Source organism: Nocardia brasiliensis NBRC 14402, assembly GCF_000308475.2.
GTDB classification, from domain to species: Bacteria; Actinomycetota; Actinomycetes; order Mycobacteriales; family Mycobacteriaceae; genus Nocardia; species Nocardia brasiliensis.
In genome coordinates this window covers 20,231-38,104 of sequence record NZ_BAFT02000110.1, presented here as the reverse complement: position 1 = coordinate 38,104, position 17,874 = coordinate 20,231, and the positions used below count along the sequence as shown (strand labels likewise).

General features: G+C 67.9%; 14 protein-coding genes. 6 read left to right on the top strand and 8 right to left on the bottom strand.

Going from position 1 to position 17,874, the window contains the following annotated elements; translation table 11 throughout:
• Window positions 1-66: 66 nt before the first annotated feature.
• Entirely contained in the window at window positions 67-627 is a 561-nt protein-coding gene (locus tag TY25_RS36410) for a nuclear transport factor 2 family protein (RefSeq protein WP_042264207.1), read from the bottom strand.
• A 98-nt stretch (window positions 628-725) separates the two neighbouring features.
• On the opposite strand from TY25_RS36410, the gene TY25_RS36405 reads away from it, so the two are divergent.
• From TY25_RS36405 to TY25_RS36395, 3 genes are all read left to right on the top strand, one after another.
• Window positions 726-1,688, top strand: coding sequence for a GlxA family transcriptional regulator (locus tag TY25_RS36405; RefSeq protein ID WP_042264205.1), 963 nt, complete (start codon window positions 726-728; stop codon window positions 1,686-1,688).
• Window positions 1,689-2,057: 369 nt separating this feature from the next.
• Window positions 2,058-3,272: a L,D-transpeptidase gene (locus tag TY25_RS36400; RefSeq protein WP_042264788.1), complete on the top strand. Its 1,215-nt coding sequence runs from the start codon at window positions 2,058-2,060 to the stop codon at window positions 3,270-3,272.
• Window positions 3,273-3,364: 92 nt separating this feature from the next.
• Complete coding sequence (locus tag TY25_RS36395; RefSeq protein ID WP_042264204.1) at window positions 3,365-4,756, top strand: pyridoxal phosphate-dependent decarboxylase family protein; 1,392 nt, start codon at window positions 3,365-3,367, stop codon at window positions 4,754-4,756.
• Between the two features lie 3 nt (window positions 4,757-4,759).
• Here TY25_RS36395 and TY25_RS36390 read toward each other — a convergent pair whose 3' ends face one another.
• Window positions 4,760-5,230 (bottom strand): winged helix-turn-helix transcriptional regulator, encoded by a 471-nt coding sequence (locus TY25_RS36390; protein WP_042264200.1) that lies wholly within the window; start codon window positions 5,228-5,230, stop codon window positions 4,760-4,762.
• A gap of 130 nt (window positions 5,231-5,360) precedes the next feature.
• Here TY25_RS36390 and TY25_RS36385 point away from each other — a divergent pair, with 130 nt between their 5' ends.
• Window positions 5,361-6,611: a cytochrome P450 gene (locus tag TY25_RS36385; RefSeq protein WP_042264198.1), complete on the top strand. Its 1,251-nt coding sequence runs from the start codon at window positions 5,361-5,363 to the stop codon at window positions 6,609-6,611.
• A gap of 376 nt (window positions 6,612-6,987) precedes the next feature.
• On the opposite strand, the gene TY25_RS36380 is transcribed toward TY25_RS36385, so the two are convergent.
• A complete protein-coding gene (locus TY25_RS36380; RefSeq protein ID WP_042264196.1) occupies window positions 6,988-7,641 on the bottom strand; it encodes an SDR family NAD(P)-dependent oxidoreductase in 654 nt (217 codons plus the stop codon).
• A 720-nt stretch (window positions 7,642-8,361) separates the two neighbouring features.
• Between TY25_RS36380 and TY25_RS36375 the strand changes: the two genes are divergently transcribed.
• Window positions 8,362-9,888, top strand: a complete 1,527-nt coding sequence (locus TY25_RS36375) for an LCP family protein (protein WP_042264787.1) — start codon at window positions 8,362-8,364, stop codon at window positions 9,886-9,888.
• 1 nt (window position 9,889) lies between these two features.
• Here TY25_RS36375 and TY25_RS36370 read toward each other — a convergent pair whose 3' ends face one another.
• Together TY25_RS36370 and TY25_RS36365 are read right to left on the bottom strand one after the other, a co-directional pair.
• Window positions 9,890-10,342: an SRPBCC family protein gene (locus tag TY25_RS36370; RefSeq protein ID WP_014982225.1), complete on the bottom strand. Its 453-nt coding sequence runs from the start codon at window positions 10,340-10,342 to the stop codon at window positions 9,890-9,892.
• A gap of 31 nt (window positions 10,343-10,373) precedes the next feature.
• Window positions 10,374-12,032, bottom strand: coding sequence for an FUSC family protein (locus tag TY25_RS36365; RefSeq protein ID WP_042264194.1), 1,659 nt, complete (start codon window positions 12,030-12,032; stop codon window positions 10,374-10,376).
• A 110-nt stretch (window positions 12,033-12,142) separates the two neighbouring features.
• Here TY25_RS36365 and TY25_RS36360 point away from each other — a divergent pair, with 110 nt between their 5' ends.
• Window positions 12,143-13,552 carry an amidase gene (locus TY25_RS36360; protein WP_042264192.1) on the top strand — a complete coding sequence of 470 codons (1,410 nt, stop codon included), beginning with the start codon at window positions 12,143-12,145 and terminating at the stop codon, window positions 13,550-13,552.
• A 640-nt stretch (window positions 13,553-14,192) separates the two neighbouring features.
• On the opposite strand, the gene TY25_RS36355 is transcribed toward TY25_RS36360, so the two are convergent.
• The 3 genes from TY25_RS36355 to TY25_RS36345 form a co-directional block, all read right to left on the bottom strand.
• Window positions 14,193-15,212 (bottom strand): cation diffusion facilitator family transporter, encoded by a 1,020-nt coding sequence (locus TY25_RS36355; protein WP_370466287.1) that lies wholly within the window; start codon window positions 15,210-15,212, stop codon window positions 14,193-14,195.
• 122 nt (window positions 15,213-15,334) lie between these two features.
• A complete protein-coding gene (locus tag TY25_RS36350; protein ID WP_370466283.1) occupies window positions 15,335-16,387 on the bottom strand; it encodes an alpha/beta hydrolase in 1,053 nt (350 codons plus the stop codon).
• 234 nt (window positions 16,388-16,621) lie between these two features.
• Window positions 16,622-17,836 (bottom strand): sugar ABC transporter permease, encoded by a 1,215-nt coding sequence (locus tag TY25_RS36345; RefSeq protein WP_042264188.1) that lies wholly within the window; start codon window positions 17,834-17,836, stop codon window positions 16,622-16,624.
• Window positions 17,837-17,874 lie beyond the last annotated feature (38 nt).

The following is a 17,874-nucleotide window of genomic DNA, read 5'->3' as shown; positions in this document are numbered from 1 at the left end:
ACACAACGCCTCCTCGGACCGTGGACCGTGTTCGGCCCGGACTAAGGCAACACCGTAGCGGGCAGCTCAGGCGGCGTCGTGCTGATCCGTCCCATCGGCCCGGTACGAGCCGACACCGTAGCCGGGAACATTGATCCCCGGCACGTCCGCGCCCAGCGCGATGACCTCGTGCAGCGCGTTGTGATACTGCTGCACCCCGGCGATCCGGCCGTCCCGGAAACGGACCTCACTGAGGAAAACCGCGTGATACCGGCGTTCGCTCTCGCGCGCGGTCAATTCGCCCTCGATGGTCGCGAACCACAGGTGCGGCGCGGCGAACGGACGGACGGTGATGCGGGCGAGGCTGCCCGCGTGCCAGAGTTCGGCACCCCAGGAGTCGAGGCTGTCCCGCAGTTCGTCACGGCTCACCACCATGTCGGGCAGCCCGGGCAGTTGCCACGGCGCGTGGAATCGCACGTCGGCGGTGACCAGTTCCATCGCCTGCTCGTGGTCCTGCAGGAAGATGAGTTCGTAGAAGCGCTCGACCACCGCGCACTCGTCGGCCGCGTCGAGCAGGCTCGCGACGGAGCGGTCGCATCGGACAGCCGCGCGCCTCCGGTCCTGCGGAGCGGTTGTCATGTCGGTCATCACAAGCCCTTCCTGTCCCGCCGGTTGATCGCTCAATAATTACAGCAAACCAACAGCAAACAAGTGGTGTCAATGTCAGCTTTCGCTAAGATCGCGACATGCGGATGGTCGCCATCCTCGTACCGGCCGGTGTGAACGCCTTCGATCTCGTCCTGGGCGGTCAGGTGTTCGCGTCCTCCTTGCTGCCCGACTATCGCCCGGCCTATGAAGTGCGCATGTGCGGCGACGCGACCACGGCACTTGCGGCCGGACAGCAACTGTTCGCACTAGGCACGCGCTGGCCGCTCGAGACCGCGGAGCAGGCGGATGTGGTGATCGTGCCCGGTGCCGAAAGCATGCTGTCGCCCGATCCGCGGATGAGCGAAGTCCTGCGTGCCGCGGCGGCGCGCGGCGCCGTCATCGCCTCCATCTGCACCGGAGCCTTTCTGCTCGCCGATTCCGGCCTGCTCGACGGACTGCGCGCCACCACCCACTGGCGGCTGGCCGACCTGTTCGCCGCCCGGTATCCGCGGGTCGAGGTCGACCCCTCGGTGCTGTTCATCGACAACGGACAGATCCTCACCTCGGCCGGCTCCGGCGCGGGCCTGGATCTGTGCCTGCACCTGGTGCGCCGCGACTACGGCTCGGCGATCGCGGGCGACACCGCACGGCAGATGGTGCTGCCGCTGCAACGCGACGGCGGCCAAGCACAATTCATCACCCGGCCCGACCCGCCGCAGGACGCCACCGCCTTGCAACCCCTGCTCGACTGGATCGAAGAGCACATCACCGAGCAGCTCACCCTCGCCGATATCGCCGAACATGCAGGTCTGAGCGTCCGAACGGTGCAGCGCCGCTTCGAAACCCAGCTCGGCACCACCGCGTTGCACTGGATTCTGAACGCCCGCATCCGCCGTGCTCAACGTTTGCTGGAAACCACCGATCTGCCGATCGACCGCGTCGCCGAGCAAGCCGGCTTCGGTTCGGTGGCGTCGCTGCGATATCACTTCACCCAGCTGGTGGGCACCGCACCGCGCAACTACCGCAAGGCATTCGGCGATCCCGCGAGCGTGTCGCGGTGACACGCCGCGTAATTCGACAGTCGACCAGATTCGCGCCCACAGGTTGCCCAGTGTCAACGGCACCCTTAGCCTGAAATGGACAGTGTGCAAGGTCACGCTGCGCCGCCGAGACAGCGCCTGTGGCGCCGCGGCCTGGTAGTACCGCATTACACGATCGGGGCTGTGCCGATGTCCATGATTCTGTTCCTCCTCCTGCAGCCGTTCCTCGGTGACGAAGTCGCACGCGGCTTGGCGACCCAATTCCGGATCGGCCCCGACAACTGAGCTCCGCCTCGACCAGGGCACCCCTCGCGGGCCGGTAAACTCGCGGGGCGGGATCGAAAGTCGAGGGTGCGCAGCGGGAAGCGCACGGCGAGCACAGGAGAAATCATGTCGAGTCGCCGCTTCCGATCCAGCGCCGCCGGGATCGCCGTCCTGGTTGTGGCGCTGGTGGTTGCCGGTTGTTCAGGGTCGGATTCGAAGGCACCGGCATCGAAGGACCCCGCGCCCGCCGCGATCGCCATCACACCCGCTCCCGGCGCGAAGGGTGTCGACCCCACCACCCCCGTTCAGGTGAGCGCGGGTGACGGCGTGCTGACCTCGGTGACCATGACCAACGAGGCGGGCAAGCAGATCGAGGGCATCTTCACGCCCGACAAGACCGCGTGGAAGCCCGCCGACGCCCTGGGTTACGGCCACACCTACACGATCACCGCCGAGGGCCTCACCATCACCGGCCGCAGCGGACCGCTGACCTCGACGTTCGCCACGCTGACGCCGAACAATCAGACCAAGGTCTACTTCGAGACCACCGGCGGCGGCCTGCTCGACGGCGGCACCTTCGGAGTCGGCGCCGTCATCGCCGCGCATTTCGACGAGGACGTCCCCGACCGCGCACTGGCCGAGAAAAGGCTGTCGGTCACCACCAACCCGCCGGTCGAAGGTTCCTGGTACTGGCTCGACAACCGGCACCTGCACTGGCGGCCCAAGGACTACTACACGCCGGGCACGAAGGTGAACGTCGCCGCCAACATCTACGCGGTCGACCTGGGCGGCGGACTCTACGGCCAGGAAGACAGCAAGGCCTCGTTCACCGTCGGCGCGTCGCACGTGTCGATCGCCGACGACAACACCAAACAGGTGCAGGTCTTCGAGGACGGCAAGCTGATCCGCACCATGCCCACCTCGATGGGCATGGGCGGGAGCGAGAACGTCGGCGGCAAGACCATCACCTTCTGGACCCAGCCCGGCACCTACACCGTGATGAGCAAAGCCAACCCGGTGATCATGGACTCCTCCACCTTCGGTCTGCCGGTCAACTCCCGGCTCGGCTACAAGGAAACCATCAACTGGGCCACCCGGATCAGCACCGACGGCATCTACCTGCACGAACTGGCCTCCACCATGTGGGCACAAGGCAACACCAACACTTCGCACGGCTGCCTGAATCTCAGCCCGGACAATGCGCGCTGGTTCTACGATTTCGCGGTGCCCGGCGACGTGGTCGAGGTCCGCAACACCGGTGGCGCGCCGCTCGAGGTCTGGCAGAACGGCGACTGGGGCGTGCCCTGGGACCAGTGGCAGCAGGGCAGCGCGCTGCGCTGAGTGACTGTCGGAGCAAGGTCACTTTCCGAAGCAAGGCCAGCACCTTTCGACTGGCTCCGGACACGCCGGGGCGCGGCTCGTAGCGTCGAGCTGTGGATCAGAACCTTGCCGGCGACCTCGCCGAACTGCCCGCGCTGCTGGACGCGGTGCGTGCATCGGCGACCGAGCTGCTGACCGGCCTCGGCACGCGACCGGTCGCGCGGTCGGCGAAAGAAGTTGGCCCGGAACCGCTTCCCGAGCAGGGCCGCGGCTTGCGGGCTGCGCTCGCGGAGTTCCGGGAACGCTGGGAGCCGCAGTTCTCGGCCAGCGCCGGCCCCCGGTATTTCGGCTTCGTGACCGGCGGCGCCACGCCCGCCGCGGTCGCGGGTGACTGGCTCACCGGCACCCTGGACCAGAACGCCATGTCGGGGGAGGACTCCTCGGCGGCCGAACTCGAGCGTCGAACGGTCGACTGGATCGGGCAGCTGTTCGGATTGGCCGGGCACACCGGCGCTTTCGTCAGCGGCGCGACCATGTCGAACTTCGTCGGCCTGGCCATGGCGCGAGAGTGGCTCGGCGACCGGCTCGGCGTCTCGGTGGCGCAGGCCGGCGTCGGGGTGCTCGGCCCGGTATCCGTGCTCTCGGGTACACCGCACTCCAGCATCAGCAAATCGCTGTCCATGCTCGGAATCGGCCGGGACAGCCTGAAATACGTACCGACCCGGCCCGGTCGCGAAGCCGTCGACGTGCGCAGGCTCGCCGAGGCGCTCGACGCGCTCGACGGCCATCCGGCCATCGTGGTGGCGAACGCGGGCACGGTGAACACCGTCGATTTCGACGATCTGCGCGCGATTGCCGCACTGCGCCAACGGTATCCGTTCTGGTTGCACGTCGACGGCGCGTTCGGCGCGTTCGCGGCACTGGACCCCGAGCACGCCGAGCTGGTCGACGGACTGGCCGAGGCTGATTCGGTGTGCGTCGATCTGCACAAATGGCTCAACGTGCCCTACGACGCCGCGGTCCAGTTCAGCAAGCACCGCGAGCTCCAACTGCGGGTCTTCCTGAATTCCGCCGCGTACCTGACCGCGCCCACCGGCACACCGGATTTCGGGCACCTGGTGCCGGAGAACTCCCGTCGGCTGCGCGCCTTGCCCGCGTGGTTCTCGCTGACCGCTTATGGTCGCGACGGTCACCGAGACATCGTGCGGCGCAACATAACCTGCGCGAATCACCTCGGCGAGCTGCTCACGGCCGCCGGGTTGCTGCGGCTCGTCGCACCGGTGCGGCTCAACGTCGTCTGCTTCACCCTCGCCGACCGGCCGACACCGGAGCGGATCGCCGCGCTCGCCGAATCTATCGCGGAGAGCGGCGAAACCTTCGTCACCCCAACGGTTTATGAAGGACTGCCCGCACTGCGTGCAGCGTTCAGCAACTGGCGCACCAGCACCGACGACGTGGACCGTGCGGCCGCGGCCATCACCGCCGCGGCCCGCGCGCTCGGCTGACGCTCAGCCGGTCGCCTCTGTGATGGGCGAGGAATGGAAGCCCGGGCCCGGCCGCGCCTCGACCTCGCGCGGGTCCAGCTCGGTCCGGCAGTGATCACACACCATGACCGGGGTGATCGTGTGCCCGCAGGTGCGGTGCTCGAGCACGAGCGGCGGGCCCTGCGGATCGGTGAGGTGACGATCGCCCCAGGCCATCATGGCGATGATGATCGGGTAGAGCTCACGACCGGCGGCGGTGAGGTGGTAATCGACCCGGCCGCCGCCCTCGTCGGTGCGGGCGAAGATCTCCGCGTCGATCAACATGCGCAACCGGCTGGTGAGCAGATTGCGATTGGTGATGCCGATATTGCGGGCGAAATCGCTGAACCGCCGCACACCGAAGAACGCCTCGGCGATGAGCAGGATCGTCCACCGATCGCCGAGCAACTCGACGACGCGGGTCACCGAATCGTCAGGCGGACGTCGGATGGTCATGGGGCACATCCTCGCATGCGGTGATGGTATTGCATTCCTACCATCAGTATCGCAATAATACTAACAACCGGTCGCCGCCGGGCGATCAGATGCCGACCCGCAACGACGCGGCGCGTCAGGTGGGAGCCTCATGACTACAGCCCGAGAACCGACCGCCGACTACGTGCGCCTGCTCGATCCCGCGCTCAGGCCGGACCCCTATCCCCTGTTCGCACGGATACGCGCGGCCGGGCCGTTCCGGATCGGCACCGCGCCGGTCGTCGTGTTCTCCAGCCATGCCGACTGCACGGCGGTACTGCGCGACCAACGGGTGAGCGTGGACCGCTCGCTCGCGACGTTGCCCATGGGCCCGATGCCGCTGTACACCTCGTCGAAAACCCCTGCGGAACAAGTGAAGCCGTCGTTCCTGTTCCTCGATCCGCCCGACCACACCCGGCTGCGACGGCTGGTGTCGAAGGCGTTCACGCCGCGGGTGGTGCAGCAGCTGGAGCCGCGGATCACCGAAATCGTCGATGATCTGCTCGACAAGCGTTCTGCGGCAGGGGCCTTCGATGGTGTCGCCGACTTCGCGTACCCACTGCCGGTCACTGTCATCTGTGAATTGCTCGGCGTGCCACTCGAAGACGAAGCGCAACTCAGCCATTGGTCCGGGCTACTGGCCCGCACACTCGACCCGACCTCCCGGCGCGCCGCCGAATTCCAGGCCGACCCGGCGGAAATGGCACGTGCCGGCACCGAACTCAGCAACTACTTCGAGGAACTCGCCGAACGCCGCCGCGCCACACCGGGGCCCGATCTGCTCTCACAGCTCATCGCGGCCGAAGACGAGGGCGACATGCTCTCGCATCAGGAACTGATCTCCACCTGTGCGCTGCTGCTCATCGCCGGACACGAGACCACCGTCAACCTCATCTCGAACGCGACACTGGCCCTGCTACGCCGCCCGGACGAGCTGGCTGCCCTGCGAGCGAATCCCGCACGGGCGCAAGGGATCGTCGAGGAGACGCTGCGGTTCGACCCGCCCGTGCAGTTGATGCCGCGGATCGCCGCCGATGCGTTCACCGTCGGCGGCATGGACATCGCACGCGGCGACCTGTTGGTCATGCTGATCGCCGCCGCCCAACGCGACCCCGCCGTCTATCCCGACCCCGACCGCTTCGACCCCACCCGCGAAAGCCGCCACCTCACCTTCGGCCTCGGCGCCCACTTCTGCCTCGGCGCTCCCCTGGCCCGCCTGGAAGCCCGAATAGCCCTCACCCGCTTCGCCCAACGCCTGCCGCACCCCCGCCTCCTCATCGACCCCCCGCCCTACCGCGAACACGTAAACCTCCGCGGCCCCGCCCACCTACCGATAGCGGTTCCCGAAATCCTGCCCTGCTAGGGCCGCGGAGCCGGCACCGAACGAAACCCACCGAATGCCACGCACCGGGCGACCCGCCGCGCGATTCAGCCTCCCGCGCACGAATTCGCACTGCTGTGCATAGATTCTTGCGTTACCCACGGATCATCCGGCAACGCGGCAGCCCTCGCGCAGCGCGCGAATCATCTCGCCACGCACGGATTGCCCTGCCGCGTGTAGATTCTCGCGTTGCGCACAAATCACCGGATCCACGACAGCCCGCGCACCGCACACTGATCACCCGCCAGACGGCAGCCCGCGCACGGCGGGCAAATTGTCCTGCCGCGCACGGATTGTCTTGCCGCGCACTGATTTGCCGACGAATTCGTGCGCGGGGTGCTAGAAGGTGCGCGCGGGGTCAGCCGTTGTAGGAGGTGTGCGGGGTCCAGTCGGTGAGGGGGCGGGTGGCGGCAGCGTGCAGGGCGGCGGCGACGCGGTCTCGGGTGAAGGCGCCCTCGCCGAGGACGCCGTTGATCTGGACTGCGACGGCGCGGAAACCCTTGGGGGCCAAGGTGGTGTCCAGGCTGGTGACCAGGTTGCGGACGGCCGCCTTCTGCACGCCGAGTGAGGCGGCCTGATTCCACGGCTTGTCCGCCGCGGCGCTGCCGGTGACCAGCACGCGGGCGCCTGCCGCGAACAACGGCAGGGCGGCCTGGACGGCGGGCAGCAGCGCGGCGGCGCCGATGGTGAAGTCCTCGATCAACTCCGGCACGGTCAACTGGAGCGGATCGGACTGGCGGAACATGCTCGGGTTGAAGTGCAGCACGTCGATCCGGCCGTGCCGCTCCCCCACCCCGGCGACCACCCGGGTCACATCGGCGGAGTCGGACAGGTCTACACCCACCCCGTCCGCGTCGAACCCTTCCCCGCGCAATTCGGCAACGAGCGGCTCCGCCTCTTCGGCCAACCGGCAGGCCAGCACTACCGCGTATCCGTCACGGGCGAAGAGTCGGGCGACAGCCAATCCGACACCGGGGCCGGCGCCGAGCACGAGAAGAACGGGAGCAGACATGGACCCGAGCCTACGGCCGCCCCGGCGATCCCGGCGAAACCCCCGGTTGACGCAGGCTGTGTGCCGATTTCGCCGCAACAATACGCGCAGGGGCGTGTAGAGTTGTGGTCGTCACCTAGTGATGCTGGGTGGCGGGACGCCGAGGGCTAGTCGACGCCCCGCCTGGTGGGTTACTCAGCCAGCGGACCAAGACGAGTGCTCCGGCGATTACAGCAGCTCCGGTTAAGAGGATGCCGTAATCGACCGGAGCCTCTCGCTTTTTCCGGCGATGTTTCGCCATACCCACCACCTCCTTCCTCGGCACGATGCGGCCTGGACCAACTGCCGCATCGTCCCTCGAGGGGAGGTGCCATCACCCTAGTACAGGCCGTCGACGAAAACCATTGATCCCCAACCACTTACGACCTTTCCATACTGGAATGGTCAGGTTGGAACGTTCGCGTTGGAACAGGTCGGACGGCGACTTGCAGCGGTTGCGCCGAAAGAGGTGGTCAGGCCCCCTGCCGATGGTTGCCCCGGCGTAGCCAGCGCAACATCCGTACTCTCGATGGGAAAGCGCGTAGAACTGACGACGAGGATGATCCGGTGGAGCGAGTGCCGAAGAGGAAGCCGGGCACGGAACCTGCCGCGATGCTGGACGACGACACCGTCGAGTTCGCCAAGGTCGGCGACGAGACCAGTGGCCGGGCGCGGCATCGCAGGGCGGCCAAACCGCGCCGGGTGGCCACCCGGCGCGCCTCCGCCCCGCGCGAGCAGTCATCGCGTCGCGCGACCAAGGTGGCGAAGAACGCCGTCCGCGCGGTGGTGGCCCTCACCGCCCTGGCGGTGGTCTCCGGCACCGGTTTCGCCTGGTCGGCGAAGCTCGAATTCGATCACGGGTTCACCCGCACCGACGCGATCGGCGAGGACGCGCCGCACTCGCTCGGCGGCGACCTGAACATTCTGCTGATCGGCTTGGACACCCGGAAAGACCTGAACGGCAAGGACTTACCGAAAGAGATCCTCGATCAATTGCACGCGGGCGACGGCGACGACGGCGGTTACAACGCGAATTCGCTGATCCTGATGCATATTCCGGCGGACATGAAGAAGATCGTCGCGTTCTCCATCCCGCGTGACGACTACGTGCCGGTCACCGGCATCCCCGGCTACGAGCGCGCCAAGATCAAGGAGGCGTACGGCCTGAAAAAGGCCGCCGCGCAGGACAAGCTCGTCGCGGCCGGCGAGAAGGACCCGGTCACCTTGGAGCGGAAAGGTCGCGAGGCCGGTCGCGCGTCGATCGTGTCCACGGTGCGCAACCTGGTGGGTGTCCCGATCGACCGGTTCGCCGAGATTTCGCTCGCCGGGTTCTACGACTTGGCCACCGCGCTCGGCGGCGTCGACGTGTGCCTGAACAAGGCGGTCGACGACAGCTACTACTCCGGCGCCAAGTTCCCGGCGGGACCGCAGCATCTGAACGGTTCCGAGGCGCTGGCGTTCGTGCGGCAACGGCACGAACTGGAGAACGGCGACCTGGACCGGACGCACCGGCAGCAGGCGTTCCTCACCTCGGTGGCCAAGTCGCTCAAGGAATCCGGGACGCTGACCAATCTGAGCAAGCTGTCCGCGCTGATGGACGTGGCCCACCGCGACGTGGTGCTCTCGGACGGCTGGAATCTGATCGACTTCGCGAGCGATCTGGGCGCCGCCGGGTCGATCGCGATCGAATTCCGGACCCTGCCCGTGCTGCGCTACGAGACGATCAACGGCCAGGACGTCAACATCATCGATCCGGCGGCGATCAAGAAAGAGGTCCGCACCGCGTTCGGGGTGCAGCCGCCCGCCACCGCGGCACAACCGCCGACGAGCACGGTCGATATCCAGAACGCGGGCACGGTGTCCGGCGCGGCCGCCACCCTGTCCGCCGCGCTGACCGCGCGCGGTTACCGGGAGGGCGCCCTCGGCAATCGGAGTACGGCGAGCGGCGCGGTCTCGACGTCGATCACCTACGGTGCGGGCGCCGAAGCGGACGCGAACCAGTTGGGCGAAACCCTCGGCGGTCTCACCCCCACCGCGTCGACGAGCGTCGCGCCGGGACACGTCCTGGTAGTTCTCGGCGGCGACTTCACCATGCCCACCGAGCTGACCGCGAGCACGTCGACCTCGACCGCACCGACCACTACGACGACCACACCGGCCGAGCCCGCACCGGACGCAGGCAAACCGGTCACCACGACGATCGGCAATACGATCCCCTGCGTGAACTGACCTACTCGACCACGGCTTTGATGCGCTCCAGCGTCTCGCGCATCCCCTCGACGTTCGTCTTGCGCCTGGCCCGCCCGGCCAGCAGCCAGTACAGCCGGATCGGCGGGCTGGCGTGCAACTGGAACGACTCGGTGACGTCGGTGCCACCCGCGACCGGTTCGAAGCGATAGGTCCAGGTGTTGATCGCCATGCCGCCGGGCCCGAGCACGGTGAACGCGAATTCGCGGCCGGGTTCGCTGGCGATGATCCGGCACACGGTCCAGTACTTCAGACCCCAGCCGTTGCGGTTGACGTGTCCGCGGAATTTCACCCCGACCGCCGGGCCGGTGGCGCCGCCGAGCCACTCGGCGGCGAAGGTCTCCGGACTGAACCGTCCGGTGTTGGTGATATCACTGACCAGTTCCCAGATGGTTTCGGCGGGTGCGGCCATCCGCACCGTCACGCTGTCCTGCATGCCCGAACGCTAGCAGGCCTAAGGTTTTTCGCTACCCCTGCGCGCGTGGCGCATGCGGCAGCACCGCGTCGAACGCGGCGTCCCAGGAATCCGGATCGTCCAGCAGCGCGCCGGGCGGCAACGCCCAGCAGGCGGCGAGCAGGTCGTAACCGAGATGGGCGATGGCCGCGTGCACCGGCCAGTGCGCGGCGGTCCATTTCGGTTCCTCGGTGGCCGAGTCCAGGCCGGTCCGGGCCACTCCGACCAGCTCGAACTGCAACTGCTGAACCAGCACCACGGCTTCGGCGCCGGCCGGTTCGGCACGAAGCAATTCGACCAGCGCATGCGCGGCGGCACGAACCCGCAACTCGATCCAGCGGAAGGTGCGCCGGTGCGCGCGCGGCGTGACGACATGCGGGGCGAGCATCGCGACCGCCACGCCGAGCACGGTCTCCACGAACCGATCCCGGATCAGCGGCCCGACCGCCACCTGCGGCGACGCGCCGACGGCGAGCAGCGCGATCGGCGTGATGAAGACGGCCGCGATCGCGTAGTTGCGCGGGACGTACAACTCCATGAGGAAGATCAGCACGGCCACCAGCGCGGCGAGCGCGTAACCGGTCGGCGCGAGTTGGTGAATGCCCGCGAAAAGCGCCAGCCCGACGACGGTTCCGGCGAAACGGTGAATGCCGCGGACCTTGCCGCGGACCCGGTCGGGGCCGATCTGCAACACCATCACGGCCGTGAACACCGCCCAGTGCGGCCGGTCCTGGCCGAGCAACGCGCTCAGACCGCCGGCGACCAGGCAGGCGAGGCCGACCCGGTACGCGCTGATCATCGCGTGGGAGTCGAACGACAGCGAGCGCCGCAGCCGGAACCCGACACCGGGCCGGACGAACGAGATGAGCGGATCGACGACCACATCGTCGGTGTCGTCGTAGGCCGGTCCGGCCAGCCGGTTCCGGGCCGCGACCAGGGTGCTCAGCAGCTCGGAATCCGGCATCCTGGTCGGCAGCCGCGCGTCGTAGACCGCGGCCCACGCCTCCGCGATCGCGCCACCCGCCTGATGGCGCAGGTCGATGGCGGGTCGACCGGTCGCGCGCGCCGCCAAGTAGGCGTCGACGGCGTGATCGGCGGCTTCGACGGCGACCCGCTCGGGCTTGCGCCGATCGCGCAGCACCCCCGCCATCGAGACGAGAACCGACACCGCCACACCGAACGCCGTGCAAGCCAGCAACACCGCGGCCGAGATCCCCGCCTCGGTGGCCATCATCGAGCCACCGCACACGATCACGAACAGCAGCGCGCCCGGCGGACCGAGCCGCATCGCGTCGATCACGTAGACGGCGACCGTCGCGACCGCTGTCAGCAACGCCACCGTGAGCAGCGCGGCACCGAGCCCACCGGAGAGCACCTCGCCGAGCAGCGCGCCGACGGCACACGACATCAGTAGGGCCAGTCCCGCGGTGAGCACCACGCCGGCCCGCAGCAGATAGGCCCGGCGCTCTCCGTACATGACGGCGAGCGCGCCAAACAACACGAACAGCGCGTACCCCGGATGCCCCAGCGCGACCACCACCGCGGCGGGCAGCAGGAACGCCAGCGCCGAGCGCAACGCCGGACTCCATCGCCGTCCCGCCGGCGGCAGCGCGAACAGCAGCGAACCGATCCGCACCTGCGGCGGCAACGGGTCGGAGACCGGCGAAACCATCTACTTCCTTTCGAGATAGCTCAGAGTGACCTGCCGTTCCACCGTAAGCGCCGGTCGTTGTGCCACGAACAACCGCCTCCGGCGGCCCGATCGGCCGCTAAGTTCGAAATGTGACCGCTGACGCTCCGCCCACCCGTTTACATTCCTTCACCGACGACGCGCTCGGTACGCACGACGCGGTCGCACTGGCCGAGCTGGTGCGGCGCGGCGAACGCAGCCCCGGCGAACTGGCCGAGGCGGCGGTGCGACGGGCGGAGCAGGTCGAAGAACTCGCGGCGGTCGCCTATGCGACGTATGCGCAGCCGCTGGCCCCGCCCGAGCCGGGCGGCCGCCTCTACGGCGTCCCCACGTTCATCAAGGACAACATCGATGTCGCGGGAATGCCGACCAACCACGGCAGCGCGGCCTTCCGCGCGCGGACCGCTCGCAAGGACGGCGACTACACCAGCCAATTCCGCAGCGCCGGAATGACGGTGCTCGGCAAGAGCGCACTGCCGGAGTTCGGCTTCAACGCGACCACCGAGCCGCCGTTCGCGCCGCCGACCCGAAACCCTTGGCACACCGGCTATTCGGTGGGTGGCTCGTCCGGCGGCACGGCCGCCCTGGTCGCCGCCGGGGTGGTGCCGATCGCACACGGCAACGACGGCGGCGGATCGATCCGCATTCCGGCGGCGTGCGCCGGTCTGGTCGGGCTGAAACCCAGCCGGGGACGGCATATCGACGCCCCGATGTCGCGGAAGCTGCCGGTCCGGATCGTCAGCGAGGGCGTGCTGACCAGAACCGTGCGCGACACCGCGGCGTATACCGCTGCGGCGGAAGAATATTGGCACAATCCGGCACTGCCGCCGATCGGCCGGGTCGAGGGGCCGGGTTCGAAGCCGCTGCGCATCGCGCTCATCCTCGAAGGCATCGGCGGACCGGTGCCGCCGGGCCCGATTCGCGACGCCGTCGAAAACGTCGCTGCCACACTGGAATCGCACGGGCATCGGGTGGAGCCGGTCGCGCTGCCGTTCGATGCCGCGCTGGAGAACGCGTTCGTGCACTATTGGGGCCTGCTCGCCGCGGTGATCGCCTCGACCGGCAAACTCGCCGACCGTCGCTTCGACACGGGCAAGCTCGACGATCTGACGATCGGCCTGCGCCGCCTCTATCTTCGCGACGCGTGGCGCACACCGCTGACGTTGTATCGGCTACGCGCGGCGGCCGCAACCTATCGGCGCGCCTTCGATCCCTACGACGCGGCGCTGCTCCCCACCCTCGGGCACGAAACTCCCGAGCTCGGTTTCCTCAGTCCGACAGTGCCTTTCGAAGTGCTGATCGAGCGCCTGCGTACCTATGTGGCCTTCACCCCGATCAACAACATCACCGGCACACCCGCGATCACCGTGCCCGGCGGCTACACCGCCGCCGGGCTGCCCATCGGTGTGCAGTTCGCGGGCACCATGGGCACCGAACGCACCCTGCTCGAACTCGCCTATCTCGTCGAAGCCGAACAACCGTTCCGGCGCTTGGACACCTAGGTTCTGTCTCGAAGTGGTGAGGCGGGGCCATTAGCAGCTGTGTGGCTTTCGCATGTCGACACGGGGCTAACTGTCGCTTGGTTTGCTTGCGTTCGGGGTTGTCGGCTGGCTGCCGAAGTGTGACTTGCCCGGATTGGTGTGCCTGCCGCGGGAGTTACCGGGATAGTGCTGAGCACGTCGGGTGGGGTTCCCGGCTTTAGGCGCAGGTCAGATCCGTGAAGGTGGGGTTTCGGCGTGGCCGTCTGGCTGTGGTGCTGTTTCGAGAGTTCCTTGACGAGGTGTCAGCGGTTTCGGGTGGGTGACGTTGTGGCTCGGCGTGTTTTGCTGGGCGAGTCGGGGGGTCACAGACCTTCCATACCCTTCACAGCAGCTACAACCCCTGTGAACCGTAGGAAACCCCTGTGACCCCCCACCTATCTGTCGCTTGGTCCAGACCAACCGGTCCGCTCCCCAACCGCCCTCTCTTTCCCAAGCCGCTCGAGACGCCACCACAGCCAGATGACCACGCTGGAACCCGTCTCATGCACTTGACGTGCACCTACAGCCGGGTACGGCACACGACGTGCTCAGCACTATCGCTGTAACTCCTGCGGCAGGTACACCGCACTAGGCAGGCGCGGATGGGACTTCGAGACAGAACCTAGTGCCGCGGGTGGGTTTCGCGGTGCACCGGGCCGTGCGCGTCGTCGCAGTGCTCTGCCAGCACCGGGAGCAGCCGTCCGGTGTCGGAGGTCGCTGCGGCGGAGACCAATTGGGAGTGGTCGACCTGCAGGGTGGTGTGCGTGATCTCGTAGTCGTGGTCGAGTAGGCGCTCGATCTGCTGGCGCAGGCCATGGCAGTCCGCGCCGGGCTGGACCAGGACATGCGCGGACAGCGCCACGTTGCCCGAGGTGATCTGCCAGACGTGCAGATCGTGCACCTCGTCGATGCCGGGCATCTCGACGAGCCTGCGGCCGAGTGCGTCGGGGTCCAGACCGGCGGGCGCGGCCTCGAGGAAGATGCGGCCGGACTCCCGGACCAGGCCCAGGCCCGCCTTGACCATGAGGGCGACGACGACCAGGGTGGCGATCGCGTCGGCGCGGGCGAAGCCGGTGAGCAGCACGACGACACCGGCCACCGCGGTCGCGATGAACCCGTACAGATCGTTGAGCACGTGCTGGAACGCGCCTTCGACATTCAGGCTGGATCGGTTCGCCTTGCTGATCGCCCAGGCCGCGGCGATATTGACGGCGATGCCGAACAGCGCGGTGATCACGACCAGCCCACCGGTCACCTCCGGCGGCTCGAGCAGGCGCCGGATCGCCTCGTAGGTCAGCCAGCCCGCCAGCACCAGCAGCGTGATGCCATTGGCCTGCGCGGACAGGATCTCGGCGCGCTTGAAGCCGTAGGTGTATTTGCCGCGAGCCGGCCTGGCGGCCAGCCGAATCGCGGTCAGCGCCAGTACGATCGAGGCCGCGTCGGTGAGCATGTGCGCCGCGTCGGAGAGCAGGGCCAGCGAGTTCGCCAGCAAGCCCACGACGACCTCGATCATCATGAAGCCGCCGATCAACGCCAGCGCGACCGTCAGCCAGCGGCGATCGGCATCACCGGACACCCCGTGGGAATGCGTGTGTCCGCCACTCCCATGGCCGTGTCCGTGCTCGTGTTCGTGTCCCATCAGCCGCCCGCCTCACCGCGATGTATGCGCATATCTGCATCGGTCGTACCCACCTTAGCCGACCCTATGCCGACCGCGGCGTGCTACCTGGGATGACCTGGGTCACACGCCGCGGTCGGGCTTCATCAGCTGTAGAGGCCGCGAGCGAGCACCGGCCAGGACGCGATGAAGGCGTCCTGCCAATAGCCCCACGAATGGGTGCCGGTGAGGGTGAAATCGAAGGTCGCGGGGATGCCCAGCTCGTTCAACCGGTTCTGCAGATTCTGCGAGCACATCCGGATACCGGCCTCGATCGCGCCGCCGACCACCAGCTGATCGGCCCACTGCTGGACGCCGGGCTTGATCTGGAACGGTCCGTCGAGGGTGTCGTGCGGACCGGGCAGCCCGCTACCGCTGGAGACGAACAGGTTGACGCCGCGCAGCTTGTCCGCGTGCACCAGCGGATCGTTGGCCGCCCACAGCGGGTCGCCGGGCGGGCCCCACATATTGTCGATCGTGCCGTGCCCGCGTTCCACCGTCATCTGCACGAAGGCCTGACCGATCGGGTCGCTGGTCTGCGCGCACCCGCTGTAGGAGGCGACGCTGCGATACAGCTCCGGGTTCGCCTCGGCCAGCGCGAGCACCGAGGTGCCCGCCATGGACAGACCCGCGATCGCGTTCACCCCGTTGGCGCCCAGGGCCGCGTCGATCAGCGGGGGCAATTCCTCGGTGAGATAGGTCTTCCATTTGTTCGGCCCGAGTACCGGGTCGTCCTTGATCCAGTCGGTGTAATAGCTGAACTGCCCGCCCACCGGCTGGACCACGTTGACGTTCTTGTCCGCCAGGAAGTCGAGCACGTTGGTGCGCAGCTGCCAGCTGGCGTCGTCGACACCGCCGCCCGCGCCGTTCAGCAGATACAGCGTCGGCCGCGGCTGCGCGTCGTCGGCGGGTCGCTGGATATCGACCGGGAAGGTCGCGCCCTGCATCGCGGTGGAGCGCACCCAGATCCGGATGTTGCGTCCGTCGGGTTCCTCGACCCGCGCGATCACCGACCCGTCGGGCGCGGCGGGCGTGGACACCCAGTCGCGCGGCACGCTCGCCTGTGCGGGCGCGCCGGCCGCGACACCGAGTCCGAGACACAGTGACGCCGCCAGTACTACTGCCCGAGCTCGAACCACCCAGGTCGATCTGCGATCCACGAACACACTCCCAAAACCCCGACCCGCACGGCTTCGAACTCACGCACAACTCCCCCAGCGTGTCGGTCGGGTGTTCAGCGGCGTTACCCGATCGCGTTGTTCGATCGGACACAGTTGTTCGATCAACACAGTTGTTAGATCAACACAGAGGCCGGGCGAGGAACCGCCTGAACGCGTGACAACCCCTCCGCGTTCAGGCGCCCCTCCGGCGGGCGACCCAGTTTCGCCCGTGCTTCAGCGCGCTCCCTCGGCGCCGCGGCGGGCCACCGAATCGATGGCGACGGAGACCGCGAGGACGGCGCCGGTGACCATGAAGCGCACCGAGGAGTCCACATTGAGCAGCAGCATGCCGTTGGTGATCGACTGGATGACGAGAATGCCGAGCAGCGCGGCATAGGCGCGCCCGCGACCACCGAACAGGCTGGTTCCGCCGATCACCGCGGCCGCGATGGCGTTGAGCAGGATGTCGCTGCCGCCGGAACTCTGGTTGACCGCGACCAGCCGGGACGCGGCCAGGATGCCGCCGAGGGTGGCCAGCACCGAGCACCCGATGAACGCGGAGATCCGGATCCAGGTGACGTTGATACCGGCGCGCCGCGCCGCCTCGGCATTGCCGCCGACGGCGTACATGCGCCGGCCGAAAACCGTTCTGCGCAAGATCAAGTCGAGGCCGAGGACCAGCCCGCCGAAGATCACCAGGGTCAGCGGCACGCCGCGATCGGAGTTCAGCACCAGCACGGTGGCGCCGAGCAGCGCCGCGAGCGCCGCGGAGCGCAGCACGATCCACACCGGCGCCGAGGCATCGAGCTCGGCGTGCACTCGCTGGTGCCGGGTGATCAGGCTCGCCACGAGATGCCCGCCCGCGAGCAGCACCACGAGAATCCAGCCGAGCAGCGGCGAGAGCCAGGTATCGCTGATCGTGGCGATGCCGCGATCGAACGGCAGGTTCACCGTGCCGTCCTTACCGAGCAGATACAGCATCAGCCCCTGCCAGCCGATCAAGCCGGCCAGCGTCACCACGAACGACGGCATGCTCAGCATCGTCCGCATCAAGCCGTGCAGTAGTCCGATGGCCGCGCCGACCGCCACCGCGGCGAGCACCGAGAAGATCGGATTCCAGCCGTGCTGCACGTACAGCAGCGTCATCACCACGGCGGTCAGGCCGCTGACCGAACCCGCGGACAGGTCGATCTCGCCGAGCAGCAGCACCAGCACGATGCCGAGCGCGATGGTCCCGGTCGCCGCCATCTGCAACGCGAGGTTGGTGAGATTCTCCGCGGACAGGAAGTGCGCGTTGAGCCGATAGAACACCGTGGCGATGATGACCAGCCCGATCGCCACCGGAACCGATCCGACTTCGCCGCGGCGCAGCCGGTCAATCGCGGCGTCGACCAGACCCCGCCCCCGATCTTCCTGTAACACAGGTCTTTTCATAACAGCTTCACTCATGACCTACCTCGCCGTCGCTCGGCTCGGTCATGTGCGAT

Bases quoted from the DNA above. Each gene is read 5' to 3' on its own strand.
- TY25_RS36400 (WP_042264788.1), top strand. From the start codon at position 2,058: ATGTCGAGTCGCCGCTTCCGATCCAGCGCCGCCGGGATCGCCGTCCTG.
- TY25_RS36365 (WP_042264194.1), bottom strand. From the start codon at position 12,032: ATGGTTTCGCCGGTCTCCGACCCGTTGCCGCCGCAGGTGCGGATCGGT.
- TY25_RS36390 (WP_042264200.1), bottom strand. From the start codon at position 5,230: ATGACCATCCGACGTCCGCCTGACGATTCGGTGACCCGCGTCGTCGAG.
- TY25_RS36405 (WP_042264205.1), top strand. From the start codon at position 726: ATGCGGATGGTCGCCATCCTCGTACCGGCCGGTGTGAACGCCTTCGAT.
- TY25_RS36380 (WP_042264196.1), bottom strand. From the start codon at position 7,641: ATGTCTGCTCCCGTTCTTCTCGTGCTCGGCGCCGGCCCCGGTGTCGGA.
- TY25_RS36370 (WP_014982225.1), bottom strand. From the start codon at position 10,342: ATGCAGGACAGCGTGACGGTGCGGATGGCCGCACCCGCCGAAACCATC.
- TY25_RS36410 (WP_042264207.1), bottom strand. From the start codon at position 627: ATGACCGACATGACAACCGCTCCGCAGGACCGGAGGCGCGCGGCTGTC.
- TY25_RS36345 (WP_042264188.1), bottom strand. From the start codon at position 17,836: ATGAGTGAAGCTGTTATGAAAAGACCTGTGTTACAGGAAGATCGGGGG.
- TY25_RS36385 (WP_042264198.1), top strand. From the start codon at position 5,361: ATGACTACAGCCCGAGAACCGACCGCCGACTACGTGCGCCTGCTCGAT.